Below are 17,648 nucleotides of genomic sequence, written 5' to 3'. Positions count from 1 at the left end.
GTAAAAGGGACATTAAGCTGTAAAATGAATAGCAGTGTATTTAGAAATTGCGACAAATTACGCTAGCTATAATGTTTTTATAGTTACTCTGGGGGCGGTATAAAGTCTATGCTTAAAAAATATAAGTGGATTGTTGCAGGGGCCCATAATTTTAATCTTTTTGTTTTCTTAATTTTAGTTTTACAAGCTTTAGATACGGTAGTTAGCATGATTTTACCCCAGTATATAAGCAAAATTGTTGACGCTGGGTTAGATTCAAAAAATGTGTCTCTAATTGTAAAATTTATGATGATATCCATTGGCTTGTATGTTCTATCACATTTATTTAGTCTGTTTTCTGCATTTATATTTACAGAACTAGGGAAGAGGATATCTTACAATTTGCAGAAGAAGTTATTGACAAAAATCTTTGATTTACCAGGCGAAATGATCAATGCACACAATGATAAGTTATTATCCTTATTCATGAATGACATCGGAATTATAGAAGGATTAGTTTCCTCTGGTATTCCCATGTTTATATCCAATCTGCTTTTTCTTATTGTTATTTGTACCGTTCTGTTTTTTTACAGCTATACATTATTTTTTATTATCCTTTTGATTATGTTATTAATATTATTGAGCCAAATGTACTTTAACAGAAAAATTACTCAAAAAAGCAAATTGGTTATGGAAGCTTATGATAATTCTTTTTTTTATATTAGGGAGACGCTACACTCGGTTCTTTATTCGATCGGCATGGGGTTAAAGGACTATATTCTTGGTAAATATATGCCCTTGGAGGAGAAGTCACTTGAGGCGAATAGGAGAAGGGGAAATACCTTTAAAATAGCTGCTATTGTTCCTTCTGTTATTATTTCTGTTGGGAATGTTTTTCTTTTAGGAATTGGTGCGTTGTTAATTATTAAAGGTCAAACAAGTATTGGTATATTAACGGTGTTTGTTTATTATTCAAATCAAATTATAGGGCCCATTAAAGGGGTAACTAATTATGTAGCGGGTTGGAAACAGGCTAAAGTGTCCATTGAGAGAATTGAGTTAATTATGAAGGCCGAAGAGGTGGATTAACATTGAATATAGAATTCAAGGACGTCAGTTATAGTTATAACGGATTGGAAAAAGCCTTATCGCATATTTCCTTCTCTGTGGATAGAAACGATATATTTTGTCTTTCCGGACGTAATGGGGCTGGAAAAAGTACGCTATTAAAGTTATTAACGAAAATTAATTGTAATTATACTGGTAATATTTTGTTGGATGGCAAAGAGTTGAGAAACTGGAAACGGGAGGAGGTTAGCGATAAAATAGGAATTTGTTTTCAGGAACCTGTGATGTATATGGATACAATCATGAATAATATAACGTTGGGAAAGCAAGGAATCCCAATTGAGCAGTTGAATGTTTATATTGAATTATTGGATACCAAAAACTTTATCCAAGGGCATGGTGAAGGTCAAATAATTGGGAGGAATTTTTCCTTATCAGGGGGACAACAGCAACTCATTTCTATATTGCGGAATATTTATGTCAATAAAGAGGTACTAATTTTTGATGAACCAACTTCAAACTTGGATGTTGTTGTAAAAGAACATTTTATTACGATTCTGGATGAACTTAAACAAAGTCACATCATTATGTTGATTACTCATGATAGCAAAGTGGAGAGCAAATATAATAAAATACTGTTGAATAACTAAAAAATGGCCCAGCCAGGTGAAGTGCACCCCTTAGAATAGACATTGGAATAAACCCCTAGTTTATCCATAAAATCTAGGGGGTGCATTTTTTATGCCAGCGAAAAAGTGAGCAAAGGTTAACGAGTATACGTTTGAAACCAAGGTAGAGGCCATATGGCTCCATATCGAAGAAGGTTGGACGTATCGTAGACTTATGGAGAAGTTTGGGATTGCAGATCGACATCGATTAAAAGAATAGATGCGAAAATACAAGGAACTCGGGAATTCGGGCTGATGGACCAGCAAGGACGACGTAAGGAATATATCGACCAGGATAAGTATGTACAGAAGCTAAAACGGGAAAACGACATGCTAAAAAGGGTTTGAAAATCTGGATACAGGAGATGAAGCACACAAATACGTAACCATTAAGAAAGCCGCCAAAGACTATCCCGTTAGCGAACTATGTAAGCTCTTTAAGGTCTCGACAATGCCTCCATGGAGAGCTTCTTCTCGCATCTCAAAACGGAAGGACTCACCCTTATGAAATCCGAAATATGGAACGAGGAACAAAGGAGAATGGAGGTGAGATGATCATGGAAAGACTCGAAACTTTGGCAGCAGTAGACTTTGAATGGAAGTGCAATATCACGATTGTGATGGCACGTGCAGGGGAGATTGTATTGAAGCCCCTAATTGCTGTAATTCAAATCTTACTTATTGGTATTAATAAGCTACGCAAGGACTTATTTAAACGGAAAGAAGACAGAAAGCTGGAGCGGTATTTGATCCTAGCTCGCGGCTGTCCATTTGCGTGTGATATAGATCGTCGTCATGTAGAGCATTTTGAGCAGGCTAGAATTGAACTTGGAGGACTCGTTTTCTCCGATCCACATGCTCAGTACGTCCTTGTTGCCGTCCAAATCTCATGTGTTCTCTCTGTTTTCTCTATAATTATAATAAATTTCGGGAGTTTACACGCTTTATTTTACAGACTCCGCTCTTTATGTATGTGAATCAGCATGGAGTCGTTGCAAAAGGGAACTGGCTAGAGAGCGGGTATCAAAAATACTGTTGAACAACTAATAAATGGCCCAGCCAGAAGTTTGGCTGGGTCATTTATTTTGCTGACCAGGCAAAATCCAATGGGATATTTATTCTGCTGTTCGCAGTCGTTCTACGATAGTTTTCTGGTTGCTCAGAGAATAAATAGCGAGAGGAAGACAGATCCCAAGCACGAGCAGAACAGGCAGCACGAGGATCAGCGGCCAAATAATAAATGTATAACTCATAAACCACATTACGTTACTCAAGGGTCTTGCAATCAAGACGGAAAATAAGCTTCCTAATAAGATGGAGCATATGCTAGTACCGAGCACATAGTACAGACCCTCATAAATGAGCATTGTCTTTAATTGTTTATTAGTCATACCGATACTTTGTAGTATAGCAAATTCTTGATGGCGGGTCAGAATGCTAGTTAGAAGCGCGTTTGCAAAATTAAGAGTACCAATCAAACCGATAATAACACTGAGTATACCGCCAATCATCAAAATAGTATTTCGCATACCTAATAACGCGGTAATTACGGTAGATTTGGATCGATAGTGCATCGTTCGCTCCTTTACTCCGGTATAGTTCTTTAAGAAGCTCTCCATCGTTTTTTCTTTACTGTTGGATACATTAAAATTATAACTCATCACCGTAGGCTTCTTCACAAGCGTTTTGTAGATATCCGCCGGAAGAAAGAATTCAACACTAGCACCTATTACACCATTATTAATTCCTTTTCGGGCGGCATGACCGAGGACTGTGAATTCATGGCTAGTATACTCCTGGACTTTTGCTGTGTCCATATAGTTATGAAGGACAACCTTTTCACCTATCTTATATTCCGAATATTTCATTTTGGGATTACCATCGTTATCCAGTCTGGCATTTTCCAGGATATATTTACCCGAAGCCAGCTTGCCATAATCAAGCTCACCGTCAATTAATTGTAGTCGGTGAAGAGGAAACTCTTCGAGACCATATGCTGCTGCTGATATGTTGCCACGAGCGTCGGTGTCGTATGGTAAAGAGCCACAAGCATTAATGCCTGCTGGCGTTGCAGATAAGTTGCCACGAGCGTCGGTGCCGTCTCCCTTTAAGGTCTCTTTACAATCAGCAGTGAGTAAATTGCTGCCACTGTACAATCGTCCACCTTCTTCAAAACCAGGTTGTGCTTGTACGGCCTGGATATAACTTTCCGTCGTTGCATTGTCAGGACCTGTGAAATGTTCTTGAAAATAACCTGCATGTGCAATCACAAAGTCAGCGTCAATGCTTCTAGACACATATTTATCCATATCCACACTTTGGGATATTGTAAAAGTAGTATTCAGTAGCGCCAGACTTAGAGAAAGGCCAATCAGCACTAAAGTAGTCCGCTTCTTATTGCGCCCTAAGTTGGCTTGAGCCATCAGCGGTATTTTAGCACCGTTAGTTGATTTTTTCGGTTTTTTCTTACCCTTTTTGATAGCTCCGTCTACGTATCTTACTGCCTCGATTGGAGACACAGTCGCTGCAATCCTAATAGGCTTATAAATACTGATGATAACTGTAATGGCTGCAAACAAAGCGGAGCTGATAAAAATCCATGGGTTGGGGGATAGGGTTACCTCAGCGTGCCCAAAAGTGTTCATAAGCAGAGGGAGAAGCGATTTTCCGACCCCAAAACCCACAAGTAAGCCAATGGGAACTCCGACCAAGGAAAGAAATAATGCCTGTCTATGAATGAGCCTACGGAGTTGGCTACTGCTTGTGCCGATGGTTTTTAGAAGACCGTAGAAACGAATATCACGCATCACCGAGATTTGGAAAATATTATAGATGATCAGATAGCCAGTAAGCATGATCAGTAACAGACCACCAGCTAAGACAAAGACGACTTCAGGGTTCGAACTGAAAGTGTTGGAAAAATACGCCCAGTTCACAGAACTTGCAATGTAGTTCGGTGCATTTTGGTCTAGGGAATAACCGCTTTCTGTAATCACTTGATCAAGTTTTCCCTGGATGTTCGAGCTGTTATCGAACATGATATCTGCCCTGATGACTCCGGTCCGATTATAATCCTGCTTATATGTGTTAATTAATTCTTCAGCATGGGCATCCACATAAGCTTTAGAAGCATAGATTGTGCCTACGTCCATTCCGGCGGCGAGGTCACTCTTCCACCAGCCGGCGAGGATAAATTCACGCGGCACCGTTTTGCCGTGAACCTCAAGCTTCAAGGTCAATGGGACGCCCTCTTTCAGGGGAATACCCAGTAACTGTAAGGTGCTAGAGTCCGCGATAACCTCATTTTCTGCCACCGGTTTGTGGCCTTTTTCTAGCTCAACCAATCCTAGCTTTAGCCCTAGATCGTCACGATACCAGAACTCCGTTTTGCGCTTTAAAAATTGTTCGTTTGTTACCTTTTGACTTAACGAGCGGCAATATGCTATCTCCTTAATAAGAGGGTGGTCTTTGATGTGATTAAATTCCTCATCGTTGATAAATTTGAGAGAAGCATGCGCTTCCCCACCAACCTGTCGCATCGTTGCCTGCTGGAAACTTTCCATCGCGCCAATCCCCATAGTAAACACAGATGTAAATAACAAAGTGGTTAAGGCAATAGCGATAATCGCAATAATATTGCGGGTTTTATTCGCTTTAAAACTTTTATCTGATAAATTACGAACCGCCTTACTGTTTTTTACTTTGATCATCTAGTCGCACCACCTACTATTTTACCGTCCTCAATGCGGATGATCCGGTCGGCCATCTGCGCGATTTCTTCATTGTGGGTAATCATCACCATCGTTTGGCGGAACTGCTGGCTGGATACTTTGATCAATCCCATCACATCCAGACTGGTTTTACTGTCCAGGTTTCCGGTGGGTTCATCTGCCAAGATAATGGCAGGCTTGGCTGCCAGTGCTCTGGCAATGGCTACACGTTGCTGTTGTCCACCGGAAAGATGGTTTGGCAGATTATTCATTTTGTGGTCAAGGCCCAAGGTATGTACAATTTTATCTACGTGGGCTTTGTCCGGTTCTTTTCCGTCCAGTTCAATGGGCAGTACAATATTCTCATAGACATTTAAGACAGGCACCAGATTGTAATTCTGAAAAACGAAGCCAATCTTTCGTCTGCGAAAAATGGTCAATTCTTCGTCTTTCAGTGAAAAAATATCCTTACCGTCAATCGTGACGCTTCCGCTAGTCGGACGATCCAGTCCACCCAGCATATGCAGCAAGGTCGACTTGCCACTGCCGGATGTACCAATGATGGCGACAAATTCTCCGCTTTCCACATCAAGGCTCACACCGTCTAATGCGCGAACAGAAGTGTCTCCCTTGCCATAATGTTTTTTTAATTCCCTGGTAGTTAATATGGTCATTTTATTTTCCTCCAAAGAAAATAGTCTGTATCGCAGTGCTCTGCAATACAGACTGTACCATATCAATCTTTCCGAAATCTAACAGTGTTGAAAGAATTACTTGTCTATGGGAAGAAAAATCGAGAAGGTGGAACCGCTGCCTCGACGCGACCATAGTTTGATGTATCCACCCTCGGCCGCGATGATTTCTCTCGCCAAAAATAGGCCAATACCCACACCTTCCTGAGAGTTTACAGTTGAGGAGCGGTAGAAGCGCGTAAAGATTTTACTGTGTTCTTCCTCTGAAATCCCAATTCCACTATCAGTAATATCAATGCGGCAAAATAAGTCATACGCAATCACTTTTATGGCTATGCTCCCGCCGGTTTCTGTATACTTCACGGCATTATCCATAATATTGTAGACTGCTTCGACCGTCCATTTCAGGTCAAAGCAAGCATGAATGGTTGTATTCTCCATAACAACTGAGATGCCTTTGGCATCCGCCTTCGGCGTAATTTGCCCCCGTGCAGTGTGCAGGAGCTTTTGAACAGATTCCTGCCTTGGCGATACCTTGATCATTCCCGTTTCGAGCTGCGATGTTTTCAACAATGCCTGGATAAGAAAGTTAAGCTTTTCTGCCTGTGTGGAGAGAGCTTTTACACAAATGGAACCATCCTCCGGCAATTCGTATTCGCTAAGCAGTTGGGAATAGAGCAGGATATTAGCAACAGGCGTTTTCGTTTGATGTGAAATGTCGGAAATCAACTCGTTTATTTTATTCTTTTCTGCCAGCAAATTCTTCGAGGAAACGGAGCAAATAGAAAGAAATTGCGCAAATTTGGCCTCTACTGCTGATAAAACGGATTCGTCAAAAACACGCTCCGAAAAGTTGCCATCTATTGCAGTTTCAATCATTTTCTCAAGGGTTTTCATTGTTTTATGTATGTTCTTACGATATAGGAGAATGACAGCTGTAGCAGCGAATACAGCAGTAATGGCAATTCCGATACACACATAATTCAGGGTAGTCATTCATTTCACCGCCCATGTGTAGCCGATCCCATATACGGTCTTAATGTACTGGGGAGAGGAGGGAAGATCCTCTAGCTTGTCACGTAGCCTTTTTATGGTGACTGACAAGGCATTTTCGCCTACATACTCAGCACCATCTGTCCAGATGCTGTCTACCAAATGATCGCGGGTAACGGTAATCCCTCGATTATCAATTAAGAGGCGGAGTAATTTCTGCTCGGTTTTACTTAGCTCCACAGGTGTACCATTTTTAAGAAACTCCATCTTTTCAAAAGAAAAGGAAAATGCGTCTAGCTGAAAAGGATCTTCCAGTCGGTGTCTTACTTTCTTTAACTGAACGCCCACTCTTGCCCTTAATACCATCAGACTGAAAGGTTTGGTGATATAGTCATCTGCACCCAGATCAAGACCAGTTACAATATCTGTTTCCATGTCATGTGCAGTCAGAATAATGACTGGCAAAGTTGTTGTTTTCCGAATATCAGTTAAAAAGTTTAGTCCGTTTCCATCCGGCAAATTTAGATCAAGAATCACTAGGTCAAACGCAGCGCTTGCCAATTGTTCCTTTGCAGTAGTGAGGTCATAGGTTTGCACAAAGTCGTTGTTAGGTCCTTTAAGAGCAAGAGCAATGCCATTACTCAAGGCCATATCATCTTCGACAATTAATATGCGATTCATCGTTTTCCTCCTAAACGTATTCACAGCTGTACTTCAAAAGCAATACACAACAAAAACATAGAAAGGACTACAAATACTCTTTTTCTAGTTTAATGGATATTACTCTTGTTTGTCCTGACAGTTTTTTGGCGTGCTTTAAATCTTCAAAGACTGACTGATAAGTGGGGTGTTTTTTGTTTTCATGATTCTTCAGTATTAGTTCAGCATTTTGCATAATTCGATTCCTAACGCTTAAAGTAGTCTTCGTATAGATCTCGCCATAGAGCGCCCGAACTAGCCACTTGACCGTGGAGCCTCTTGCCCTTTGTGGTTGTTTTTTTCGTATAATAGAGTAATATTCAAAATTTGATGTTACACGCTAATGAAAGTGAGGGAACCCATATATGAAGAAAAATCGCCTGGGGTCTTCGGATTTGCGGGTAGGCGAGATTGGCTTGGGTTGTATGTCGGTCGGTACGGAACAGCAGCGAGGTGTCTATCTGATCCATGAAGCGCTGGATCGGGGCGTGAACCTGCTGGATACAGCGGATTTGTATCATCAAGGACGTAATGAGGAAATTGTGGGGGCAGCGATTCGTGGACGGCGTCAAGATGTCGTTTTGGCGACCAAGGTCGGTAATCGGCGTATGCCGGGCCAAGAGGGCTGGGGGTGGGACCCGTCCAAGGAGTATATTCTGTCTGCGGTCAAAGAAAGCCTGCGCCGCCTGGGAACGGACTATATCGACCTGTATCAGCTTCACGGTGGGACGATTGACGATCCCATCGACGAAACGATTGAGGCTTTTGAACAGCTCCAAAGGGAGGGGGTCATCCGTTATTATGGCATTTCCTCGATTCGTCCTCACGTCATCCGTGAATATGTCGAGCGTTCGAATATCGTCAGTGTCATGAATCAATATAGCTTGCTGGACCGTCGGGCAGAGGAAGAGGTACTGTCATTACTTCAGGAGCGGGAAATCAGCGTCATTGCACGCGGGCCTGTCGCCAGCGGCGTATTGACCGACGAAGGAGAAGGCAAGGTAGCCAAGGGCTATCTGGACTACGAAGAGGCAGAGCTACTAGACATACGCAAGCAATTGAAGGCATTTACGGGTGCAGAGCGCAGCATGGAGCAGACAGCTATCCGTTATAGCCTGTCTCACCCGGCTGTCGCTGCTGTCATCCCGGGTGCAAGCTCACTGGGGCAATTGAAGCATAATATCGCAGCAGCCAGTATCCCGTCGTTATCCAAGCAGGAGCGGGATGCGCTACAGCGAATTAGCCTGGCCAACCGCTATGATGCGCAATACCGCTAATACGAGCACAGATCGGGCAGAGGGAGGGGGCTTTGTCGCACGGTCGGAAATGCTACTGGCCAACCGATAAATCGATCTATACTTTCGAACGTGTACTCGCCATAGTTGCAATATATGGAATAATCATTACAATATAAGAATAAGCTCAGGTTTATTATCATATTTGAGTATGGAGACGTTCATAAATATACGCTAGGAGGAACTAACAAATGGAACGCATCGAATCACAGCAGCAGTATCAGGATTTGATTAACGGTGAAGGTTTGACGGTCGTAAAATTTGATACAACCTGGTGTCCGGATTGCAAGACAATGGATAAATTCATGGGTGGCATTATCGAGGAAAATGCGGATAAACGTTTCTTTGCTCTTGATGCTGAGAAATTCCAGCCGATTGCCGAAGAAAACCAGGTACGCGGTATTCCGAGTCTGCTCGTTTTCCGTAACGGTGAAAAAATTGCTCATTTGCACAGCAAATATGCCAAGACGCCAGCACAAATTTCCGAATACCTGACCACGCTGGAATCCAAGCAGTAATCCAAACCATAATTATAATCGCACGCTTCAAGGGATTGAATCAGACGTATCTTTCATTTCAGTAAAATAGAAAAAGGGATATCCCATGGCTGACGAATCATGCTCATGGGATATCCCTTTTTTTGTCATGCGAAACGAGCTGTTATTGCTGAAAAGCATGAAGGCTTTGCGGCAACAAACAACAGTTTACAAAATAATGAAGAAGAACACAGCCGCCAATACGAAGCGGTAGATGGCGAATGAAGTCAGGCTCAAGCGTTTGAGCAGACCGAGGAACGTTTTGATCGCCAGCATTCCGACGATAAAGGCAGTGATAAAGCCTGCCGCGAACACTGGAAAATCGCTCATGGACAGATGATCCATGCTTTTGATCATATCAATACCCGATGCGCCCAACATGACCGGAACAGATACCAAAAATGTAAATTCAGCGGCTGCTGTATGGCTTACACGGGCGAATAGGCCCCCGGACATGGTTGAGCCTGAACGGGAGAAGCCCGGCCATAAAGCCAGAACCTGAAACAAGCCAATCGTAAAAGCCTGCTTATACGTAATGTCATCCACCGTATGCGATTTAATGGGCGGATGGAATTTTTCAGCCGCGATCATTAGCAAGCCTCCGATGACCAGACTGTACAGAACGGTTTGAGGGCCAAACAGGTATTGCTTGATTACATCACGGAACAGCACGCCAATCACACCCGCAGGGATCATGGCCAGAATAATGTGTAGCAGGTTCAGCCGTGGCTGAGTCGAGATTCTACGTCTGAAATCAAACAGGCTCAGGAACCTGCGCCAGTACAATACGACGACCGCCAGGACAGCACCCAACTGCACAATAACCTCGAACGTTTTGACTGTATCATTCTCCGTGTTTAACCCCAGAAGATCAGCCGTCAGGATCATATGACCCGTCGAAGAGACCGGCAAAAACTCTGTCAGCCCTTCAATAATGCCCATAATAATAGATGATAAAATATCCACTTTATTAGTTCCTCCTTACACGCGTGCAGGGCAAACGGCCTAAGCCGTTTGCCCTGGAAGTATGTCATTTCAGTAGGAGTGAACGCAAGTGCCAAGTGCAAGCCACTCAGGTCACAGCGGTTCACTCCCGGGAAGAAGTGCCCGATTCCGCTTCCAACTCAGATACAGGAGATTCATTGTGTAGAATAATCTCCACCCGTCGAATACGATTTTTACCCATTTCCCGAATGATAAATTTCACATCATCTTCTATGAATTCCTTGCCCTGTCTCGGTTCCGGAACCCGACTATACACCCACCCTCCGACAGTATCCACGTCCTCATCGTCCAACATCAAGCCAGTCAGATCACTCAGATCGGAAAGCATCACCTTGCCATCCATCAAATAACGGTTCTCCGTCAATTTCTCGATTTCCTTCCGTTCATCCTTATCAAATTCGTCACGGATTTCGCCAACAATTTCCTCTAAAATGTCCTCAATGGTAATCAGACCAGAGGTTCCGCCGTATTCATCGACGAGAAGAGCGATATGAACCTGCTCCTTTTGCATGCGTTTGAGCAGTATGTTGACGGGTATAACTTCGGGAACGGTCAGGATCGGTTGAATCAGATTATTGAAATCAAGCTCAGGGTTGCGGTCATACTCAAGGAACAACTGCTTGGTATTAATCATACCGATGATCTGATCCTTGTTCTCTGTCGCCACCGGAAAACGGGTATACTGCTCTTCGTGAATGGTCAGCATGTTTTCTTTCAGCGAGCGATTCGTAAACAAGCATACCATATCTGTACGTGGCACCATAATTTCCTTGGCAACGGTCTCGTCAAAAGCAAAGATACGATTCACGTAGCCATATTCGGTGTTATTGATCTTACCACTTTCCACGCTTTCGGACAAAATGATCTGAATTTCCTCCTGAGAGTGCGCTTCCTCATGCTCACTTGCCGGTTGAAGACCAAACAGACGAACCAGACGGTTGGCTGAGCCATTCAGGAGCCAGATAAACGGATACATAATCCGGTTAAACCATACGATAACCGGGGAGGTCAACAAGCTTACGGCTTCCGCTTTGCGGATCGCCAACGTTTTGGGAGCCAACTCACCGATAACCACGTGCAGGTAAGTTACAATGACAAATGAAATAATAAAGGCCAGGATATGTGAAAATTCCCCATTGATGTTGAGCTGTTGAAAGAGAGGCTCCAGCAATTTGACCACGGTCGGTTCACCGAGCCACCCGAGTCCCAACGCTGTAATCGTAATACCAAGCTGACAGGCGGACAGGTAGCCGTCCAAATTATTGACGACCTTTTGTAGCGCCAGTGCGTTTTTTCGATTTTCCACGACCAGCTGATCGACCCGGCTGGAACGGATTTTAATAATCGCAAACTCAGTAGCCACGAAGAAAGCACTACATATAATCAACACCGCAAACAAAAATAGACTGACACCTATACCCATATAATTTTCACTCATCCCTTTTTCGTTCAAGTTTTATTGAACTCCATTTTAAGTTCACTTGAACTTATTTTAAGAACTTAAAAGCAAATATACAAGGTTCATATGTAATCATAACAGGTCACCTGCCTCCAATTTGCACGGAAAATAAGGAAAAACAGAACTCGTACGGCTCATTGCTTCACTTTACAAGCCTAGTTTATGGGCGTATGATGAGTTCGAATGAACTTGAATGGTTTAAAGGGAGGAAAGCAGATGGAGTCTTTTACCCTCACACGCCGTGATATGGCCCATTTGCTGCTGGCGATGGAAGGTCGCCGTGAATTGCAGCCGTTGGCCGTTCTTCAGGATGCCTGGAGACGCACTCATATCCATACGGGCCGTCCCGGCAGCACGATGCCGACATTTTTGTATACTGAGGTAACGCCTGTGCTGAATAAAATTATCAAGGGCAAGTACAGCGCAGCCTTTTCGCTACAGGAGATCGTTTCTCTCGGTCAACTGGTCGAATATAGCCATGTTTCACTGGCCTCTATGCAAAATTGGGTCAAACGCGACTTCAAGGAATTTCTCGGATCGCCGAAGATCGGTAAAAAATATTCAGTCAACCAGGCGGCACTGCTGCTCATTGTGGAGGATTTGAAATCGTGCCTTGATTTTGAATCCATCCGTCAGTTATTTCATATCCTGTTCCAACAGCCGGAAGATGATACGGATGATCTGATCCAGCCGGTTGATTTGTACGCCGCTTATTCAACCTTGTTTGAGGAACTGGATGCGAATGGAGATCAACTGCTGGATGTGGCAGGGGCCGGGATTGCCAAAGGAAACGGAAATTCTGCTACAGGGCAGCAGCGTCAGGAAGGTGCGACAGAGGAATTGCTGATTCAGGCGGCAGATCAATACACCAGTCGTTTGCAGCATTTGACCCCTAACCAGTGTGAAGCGGTGCGTAATACATTGCTGGTAGCAGCGGTATCGGTGCAAAATAGTTATTTTTTGTCCATGGCACGCAGGTATGTGAATGCGACGTTGTTTCTGGACTTTCGAGGGTAGATCAGGATTGGCGCTAGAAGCCGATCCTATTTTTTTTGCCCTTTTTCGAGTATTGTCTACCCTTTTAGAGACTGAAAAAGTATACAAAAGAGGTATATACACTCAAACGCTGTCAAAGATACAATAAATATATATCATCCAGCAATTGGGAAAACTTTGAATATCTCTTCCAAAGCATCTGGATACACAAACAGGAGGTAATGGCATGTCCGATGTCTCCATCATCATTTGTACCCGCAATCGGATCGAAGATCTGACACGCTGTATACAATCTATTGCAGAACAGCAGGAGCTGGAGCATACGGCTGTAGAGCTGCTGATTGTGGATGACGGTGATATTTCCGACCAACAGGTCGAGCTGTACCGTGACATGGTATCCGGCTTGCCTCAAGGCGTTTTGAAGTATCATAAAAAAAGTCGTCCCGGCGTTTGGTTGTCCCGCTACGAAGCGTTGTCTCTCGTTCGGTATGATATCGTGCTGTATTTTGACGATGATGCCGAACTGAACGATAAACTCTATATCCGGCGCTTGCTCGATACCTATGATCAGGATGAAACGATTGTGGGTGTTGGAGGGATTGCAAAGGGACTACATTCGAGCCGGGCAGGGAAGCTGCTGGGCATTTTGACATTTCAGATGTCTCCGTCTCTCGGCAAGCTTTCGCCCAGTAGTCTGGCAGGTTCATTGCTGCGCTGGGGAGAAGCGAGGGAGGTTTTTGATACGGAGTTTTTTCATGGCTGCAATATGTCATTTCGGCGGGATGCGCTTCGGGATATGAAGCCGTATCCGTGGATGACCAGCTATGCCGTGGCTGATGATTTGTATATGTGCCAGTTGGCGAGCCGTTACGGCAAGCTGGTTATCAATCCCGACTTGACGATCATTCATCACGAATCTCCAAGCTCGCGCGATAAGGCGGGCAAAGTAGCCAAGGCTACAGCGATCAATCACTATTATTTTCTTGCTCTGAAAAAGGCGAGGGCCATCCAGTACGGAGCGCTTTTATGGACCTTGTCCTACCTGATGTTTAAGGAAATACTACGCCGTAACTTTAATGCCGCAGAAGGATACAAGCAGGGGGTGCTGTTCATTCTGAACCCGCGCAAGCCCAAATATAACGAATATTTAGGCCCGGTGGTTCAGTAATCAGAAATTTGTTGTAAACGTGTAGTCTGCGAAGAGCGGGTAGCTTATGGCTACATATATTTTAAGGAAAAAGGGGGAGTATGATGTTAAGCTTGTCCATTGCCCTGTGCACCTGAAATCGGGTTGACGATCTGACCCGATGCATCAATTCAATTGCTATTGGTGGGGCACCGGAGGCATGTGAAATCGAGCTGTGGATTAATGATGATGGAGAACCACCCAAGCATGTGGTGAAACGCTATGAGCGTCAATTGGGCAGAGCGGGGATTATCTACCGATACTATTGCAAGAAACATCCGGGCTTATGGCTTCCACGTGTGAAAACGGTTGGGCTGGCGCAGGGCGGCATTGCATAAGGGATGAATAACAGCTGGATGAGAACCATCCGTTGCTTGCTTTCATTCCAGCAGTCCTTCTCCAAAGGAAAGCTGTCTCTCTGCGGTTAGTCCGGCTCGATGTACACTTGGCACAAGGCGAAGATGACGTTTTGAACCGAATTTTTTCACGGTTGCAATATGTCATTTCGTCGTGAGGCGATTCGCAGTCTGGAGCCGGTTCCTTGGTGGCAAGCCATAGCGTAGGGGAAGACCTGTTACTTTCGCGCATTGCCATGAAAAGCGGGCCGTTGTACATTAACCTGGCACTTACGCTGCTTTACCACGAATCGCCATGACTATAGTGCTATATAGAGCCAAAGGTATGATTAATTAGATAAACAATTAAGGCAATGAATATTTAATGGCTTAATCTAAAAGAGTAGGATATTTTCTGTATCGCAATATTATAGAAGCAACTGGATTATTCAGACTTTCAAAAAAACAGTTTGTTTACATCTCTCGACTGCCGTTTTATTTTGACAATTCATTTCATTAATAGATATAATTCATGGGATAAAACTTGCAGTAAAACCGAGGGTTTTACCTATATTCTACAGGATCACATGAGGTATATTTATTAAAATGAATTGAGGCTGACGAATGAGCAATCAACCGATGGACATGCTTCTCACGAAGGATATCGTGCGCGAAGGGGAGCCAATTTTGCGTACGAAGGTTGATCCGGTATGCTTGCCGCTGCGTGAAGTGGACCTTCAACAGATGCGGTGGATGATGGATTATCTGAAAAATAGTCAAAATGAAGAGCTGGCAGCCCGTTATGATCTGCGTCCGGGTGTGGGATTATCAGCCAACCAGGTAGGTCTGAACAAAAGAATGTGTGCTGTCTATTATCAGGATGGAGACAAAACGGTGGAGTATGCGCTGTTTAATCCCAAGCTGGTCAGTCACTCGACGTCCATGATTTATTTGGAGCAGGGAGAGGGCTGCTTGTCAGTGGATCGTTACATATCCGGATATGTCCCGCGTTATGAAAAAATTCGCATTAAGGCCTGTTTGCCAAACGGAACGCAGGAACTGCTGACTTTCAAAGGCTATGCGGCGATTGTGGTACAGCACGAGATGGACCATTTGGATGGCATTATGTTCTATGACCGTATTAACCCGGACGATCCTCAAAAGCTGCCGGAGGGAGTGCATATCGAACCTTTTGTGCGTGAATAGTTCATGATCTGTAAATTGTGGTGACTCCGTTCGCCACATTTTTATTTTGCGAAAAATTATAGCTATAGATGTTGCGTAGCTCTAAACTGGAATCATGTACATCGTGATGCGGTAAGTAGGGAGTACATATTAATGTAAGCGATTACCTAACAGGGAATGGCATGTATCGTGGAGTTCGGCATCTAATGAATAATATGCGTATGCGAAATAAGCTGCTGCCAGCCTCAAGTGTGAGCGGATTAACGATTATTTCGGTGTTTTCGACGGAACACATTGTACAGGGAGCGAACCAGATCAGCTTGATCGGCGCATTGTGTGTTCTTGCGGTGCTGGTCATTGGCCAGCGCCGTGTAATTTCACCTTTGATCCGGATTAAAGTTTGTTCGTTTACAACCGGGTATAAGATATCTTTAACAACTCCCTCCCTCCGGATGCTCAATGGCGGTCTGCGTCAGGCTAAATAAAATGCCATACTTGTTGCTGACTCGTCGTAGATCGTTCAGTATTTCCTTCTTGAGAACAATGACAATAAATTAAAACATGTTACAATCTAAACAATGATTAAAACAATGATTGAATTATGGTTGTGAGGAGGGCGTATGACAAGAGAAAAAATACTTGAAGTAACAGGCAAGTTACTTAAATCGAAAGGTATAAAGGGTATTACAACTCGTAAAATAGCTGAACTTACTGGATTTAATGCTGCATCTGTCAATTATTATTTTGGTTCAAAAGACAACTAATTAATGAAGTACTAAGGAAACACTTGGATTCCGCCCCAGTGGCATTTGATGTACTTGATAAAACCGATGTTCACCCGCTCTATATTCCTCAGTGTTGTTGGCACATCCATAACTAGCTAGATTTATTCTTTCACAGGATCAATGTTCGATTCTTTACTTTCACAAATTTGGAGAGAAAAAATCATGAATTTCATTAGAAGACATTGGTTGTTGCAATTGCATCCGTTATTTATTTAATTTTTGGTTGGCAGGATTTTGTACAAAAATCCAGGTGGCGAGCCAGCTATTATGAACATCGTATTACCATTTATCCCAGCCCAATACCCGAAAATTATCCATTCAATTAGTAGCCTATACAAGTATCTCCGTCCTGTTTTCTTTCCAGATATAATCTGCTTGGGAGTAGCTCCTATACTGATGGGAGTATGTTGTTTGCGACTCGTGGCATTCAAACACCTAATGATATCAAGTGGGATTTCGCTAAATTCTTGGTCAATAGGAAAGGCGAAGTTATTCAGCGTTTTGAGTCTTATATTGAGCCGGAACAAATTGCGCCTTACATCGAATTATTGTTGCTGGCAGATGTATAACCCATTTTATTGAAAGAAGGAAAACTAATGAAAAAACAGGTGCTTATTGTTGGTGCAGGTCCTACTGGTTTAGTATTAGCACTGGGCTTCAAAAACAAGGAATTCCTTTTCGGATTATTGAAAAAAATGCTGGACCGGGAACAGCTTCTAGAGCGATCGTAGTTCACGCACGGACTCTAGAGTTTTATCGTCAGTTCGGTATTGCGGAAGACTTGGTTCAATATGGGATTATTTCAGGAAAAACGAAATTTTATAAAAATGGAAAATTGAAAGCAGAAATTCCTTTTAAGGATATAGGTAAACAAATCAGCCCATATCCTTTTTTACTGAGTTTACCCCAGGATGAACATGAAACAATTTTAGTGGAACAACTTAAGGCAAGAGGTGTAGAAGTAGAATGGAATACTCAGTTGGTCTCATTTACTGAAAACAAAGATCAAATACAAGTCAATATAGATAAATCAGGGGCCAAAGAAGAAGAAACATAG

20 protein-coding genes are annotated in these 17,648 nt (G+C 43.2%); 14 read left to right on the top strand and 6 right to left on the bottom strand.

Annotated features, from left to right (window positions below):
- The first annotated feature begins 108 nt into the window (after positions 1-108).
- The 3 genes from ACWGOO_RS18070 (at position 109) to ACWGOO_RS18060 (ending at position 2,692) form a co-directional block, all read left to right on the top strand.
- A complete protein-coding gene (locus ACWGOO_RS18070) occupies positions 109-1,068 on the top strand; it encodes an ABC transporter transmembrane domain-containing protein (protein ID WP_452485657.1) in 960 nt (319 codons plus the stop codon).
- Between the two features lie 2 nt (positions 1,069-1,070).
- Positions 1,071-1,697, top strand: a complete 627-nt coding sequence (locus ACWGOO_RS18065; RefSeq protein ID WP_452485655.1) for an ATP-binding cassette domain-containing protein — start codon at positions 1,071-1,073, stop codon at positions 1,695-1,697.
- Positions 1,698-2,272: 575 nt separating this feature from the next.
- Positions 2,273-2,692 (top strand): hypothetical protein, encoded by a 420-nt coding sequence (locus ACWGOO_RS18060; RefSeq protein ID WP_452485654.1) that lies wholly within the window; start codon positions 2,273-2,275, stop codon positions 2,690-2,692.
- 138 nt (positions 2,693-2,830) lie between these two features.
- On the opposite strand, the gene ACWGOO_RS18055 is transcribed toward ACWGOO_RS18060, so the two are convergent.
- From ACWGOO_RS18055 to ACWGOO_RS18040, 4 genes are all read right to left on the bottom strand, one after another.
- Positions 2,831-5,425 (bottom strand): FtsX-like permease family protein, encoded by a 2,595-nt coding sequence (locus ACWGOO_RS18055; RefSeq protein ID WP_452485652.1) that lies wholly within the window; start codon positions 5,423-5,425, stop codon positions 2,831-2,833.
- Positions 5,422-6,099: an ABC transporter ATP-binding protein gene (locus ACWGOO_RS18050; protein WP_452485650.1), complete on the bottom strand. Its 678-nt coding sequence runs from the start codon at positions 6,097-6,099 to the stop codon at positions 5,422-5,424. Before ACWGOO_RS18050 ends, ACWGOO_RS18055 begins: the two co-directional genes overlap by 4 nt.
- A gap of 96 nt (positions 6,100-6,195) precedes the next feature.
- Positions 6,196-7,113, bottom strand: a complete 918-nt coding sequence (locus ACWGOO_RS18045) for a sensor histidine kinase (protein ID WP_452485648.1) — start codon at positions 7,111-7,113, stop codon at positions 6,196-6,198.
- A complete protein-coding gene (locus tag ACWGOO_RS18040; protein WP_452485646.1) occupies positions 7,114-7,791 on the bottom strand; it encodes a response regulator transcription factor in 678 nt (225 codons plus the stop codon).
- A gap of 383 nt (positions 7,792-8,174) precedes the next feature.
- Here ACWGOO_RS18040 and ACWGOO_RS18035 point away from each other — a divergent pair, with 383 nt between their 5' ends.
- Together ACWGOO_RS18035 and ACWGOO_RS18030 are read left to right on the top strand one after the other, a co-directional pair.
- On the top strand, positions 8,175-9,086 hold the full coding sequence (locus tag ACWGOO_RS18035; protein ID WP_452485644.1) for an aldo/keto reductase: 912 nt from the start codon (positions 8,175-8,177) through the stop codon (positions 9,084-9,086).
- 209 nt (positions 9,087-9,295) lie between these two features.
- Positions 9,296-9,622: a thioredoxin family protein gene (locus tag ACWGOO_RS18030; RefSeq protein WP_452485642.1), complete on the top strand. Its 327-nt coding sequence runs from the start codon at positions 9,296-9,298 to the stop codon at positions 9,620-9,622.
- A 186-nt stretch (positions 9,623-9,808) separates the two neighbouring features.
- Here the strand turns inward: ACWGOO_RS18030 and bacA are convergent, their stop codons facing one another.
- Complete coding sequence (gene bacA / locus ACWGOO_RS18025) at positions 9,809-10,606, bottom strand: undecaprenyl-diphosphate phosphatase (protein ID WP_082067091.1); 798 nt, start codon at positions 10,604-10,606, stop codon at positions 9,809-9,811.
- Positions 10,607-10,727: 121 nt separating this feature from the next.
- Positions 10,728-12,098 (bottom strand): hemolysin family protein, encoded by a 1,371-nt coding sequence (locus tag ACWGOO_RS18020; RefSeq protein WP_452485640.1) that lies wholly within the window; start codon positions 12,096-12,098, stop codon positions 10,728-10,730.
- A 222-nt stretch (positions 12,099-12,320) separates the two neighbouring features.
- Here ACWGOO_RS18020 and ACWGOO_RS18015 point away from each other — a divergent pair, with 222 nt between their 5' ends.
- The 9 genes from ACWGOO_RS18015 (at position 12,321) to ACWGOO_RS17975 (ending at position 17,648) form a co-directional block, all read left to right on the top strand.
- On the top strand, positions 12,321-13,121 hold the full coding sequence (locus ACWGOO_RS18015) for a DUF1836 domain-containing protein (RefSeq protein ID WP_452485638.1): 801 nt from the start codon (positions 12,321-12,323) through the stop codon (positions 13,119-13,121).
- A 205-nt stretch (positions 13,122-13,326) separates the two neighbouring features.
- Positions 13,327-14,268 (top strand): glycosyltransferase family 2 protein, encoded by a 942-nt coding sequence (locus ACWGOO_RS18010; RefSeq protein WP_452485637.1) that lies wholly within the window; start codon positions 13,327-13,329, stop codon positions 14,266-14,268.
- 230 nt (positions 14,269-14,498) lie between these two features.
- On the top strand, positions 14,499-14,624 hold the full coding sequence (locus tag ACWGOO_RS18005) for a hypothetical protein (RefSeq protein WP_452485635.1): 126 nt from the start codon (positions 14,499-14,501) through the stop codon (positions 14,622-14,624).
- A gap of 621 nt (positions 14,625-15,245) precedes the next feature.
- Positions 15,246-15,827: a peptide deformylase gene (gene def, locus ACWGOO_RS18000; protein WP_452485633.1), complete on the top strand. Its 582-nt coding sequence runs from the start codon at positions 15,246-15,248 to the stop codon at positions 15,825-15,827.
- Positions 15,828-16,012: 185 nt separating this feature from the next.
- Positions 16,013-16,291 carry a hypothetical protein gene (locus ACWGOO_RS17995; RefSeq protein WP_452485748.1) on the top strand — a complete coding sequence of 93 codons (279 nt, stop codon included), beginning with the start codon at positions 16,013-16,015 and terminating at the stop codon, positions 16,289-16,291.
- A gap of 135 nt (positions 16,292-16,426) precedes the next feature.
- Positions 16,427-16,570: a TetR/AcrR family transcriptional regulator gene (locus ACWGOO_RS17990; RefSeq protein ID WP_452485631.1), complete on the top strand. Its 144-nt coding sequence runs from the start codon at positions 16,427-16,429 to the stop codon at positions 16,568-16,570.
- 425 nt (positions 16,571-16,995) lie between these two features.
- Positions 16,996-17,160, top strand: coding sequence for a hypothetical protein (locus ACWGOO_RS17985; RefSeq protein WP_452485630.1), 165 nt, complete (start codon positions 16,996-16,998; stop codon positions 17,158-17,160).
- A gap of 27 nt (positions 17,161-17,187) precedes the next feature.
- Positions 17,188-17,322 carry a hypothetical protein gene (locus ACWGOO_RS17980; protein WP_452485628.1) on the top strand — a complete coding sequence of 45 codons (135 nt, stop codon included), beginning with the start codon at positions 17,188-17,190 and terminating at the stop codon, positions 17,320-17,322.
- Positions 17,262-17,648 (top strand): FAD-dependent oxidoreductase, encoded by a 387-nt coding sequence (locus tag ACWGOO_RS17975; protein WP_452485746.1) that lies wholly within the window; start codon positions 17,262-17,264, stop codon positions 17,646-17,648. Before ACWGOO_RS17980 ends, ACWGOO_RS17975 begins: the two co-directional genes overlap by 61 nt.

The organism is Paenibacillus sp. NPDC055715, from assembly GCF_053617595.1.
Note: the sequence above shows the minus strand (reverse complement) of the source record. Positions and strands in the feature narration are given on the sequence as shown.

Coding starts and splice junctions, on each gene's coding strand:
- ACWGOO_RS18070 (WP_452485657.1), top strand. CDS start 109: ATGCTTAAAAAATATAAGTGGATTGTTGCAGGGGCCCATAATTTTAAT.
- ACWGOO_RS18060 (WP_452485654.1), top strand. CDS start 2,273: ATGGAAAGACTCGAAACTTTGGCAGCAGTAGACTTTGAATGGAAGTGC.
- ACWGOO_RS18055 (WP_452485652.1), bottom strand. CDS start 5,425: ATGATCAAAGTAAAAAACAGTAAGGCGGTTCGTAATTTATCAGATAAA.
- ACWGOO_RS18050 (WP_452485650.1), bottom strand. CDS start 6,099: ATGACCATATTAACTACCAGGGAATTAAAAAAACATTATGGCAAGGGA.
- ACWGOO_RS18045 (WP_452485648.1), bottom strand. CDS start 7,113: ATGACTACCCTGAATTATGTGTGTATCGGAATTGCCATTACTGCTGTA.
- ACWGOO_RS18040 (WP_452485646.1), bottom strand. CDS start 7,791: ATGAATCGCATATTAATTGTCGAAGATGATATGGCCTTGAGTAATGGC.
- ACWGOO_RS18035 (WP_452485644.1), top strand. CDS start 8,175: ATGAAGAAAAATCGCCTGGGGTCTTCGGATTTGCGGGTAGGCGAGATT.
- ACWGOO_RS18030 (WP_452485642.1), top strand. CDS start 9,296: ATGGAACGCATCGAATCACAGCAGCAGTATCAGGATTTGATTAACGGT.
- ACWGOO_RS18015 (WP_452485638.1), top strand. CDS start 12,321: ATGGAGTCTTTTACCCTCACACGCCGTGATATGGCCCATTTGCTGCTG.
- ACWGOO_RS18010 (WP_452485637.1), top strand. CDS start 13,327: ATGTCCGATGTCTCCATCATCATTTGTACCCGCAATCGGATCGAAGAT.
- def (WP_452485633.1), top strand. CDS start 15,246: ATGAGCAATCAACCGATGGACATGCTTCTCACGAAGGATATCGTGCGC.
- ACWGOO_RS17995 (WP_452485748.1), top strand. CDS start 16,013: ATGAATAATATGCGTATGCGAAATAAGCTGCTGCCAGCCTCAAGTGTG.
- ACWGOO_RS17990 (WP_452485631.1), top strand. CDS start 16,427: ATGACAAGAGAAAAAATACTTGAAGTAACAGGCAAGTTACTTAAATCG.
- ACWGOO_RS17985 (WP_452485630.1), top strand. CDS start 16,996: ATGTTGTTTGCGACTCGTGGCATTCAAACACCTAATGATATCAAGTGG.
- ACWGOO_RS17980 (WP_452485628.1), top strand. CDS start 17,188: ATGAAAAAACAGGTGCTTATTGTTGGTGCAGGTCCTACTGGTTTAGTA.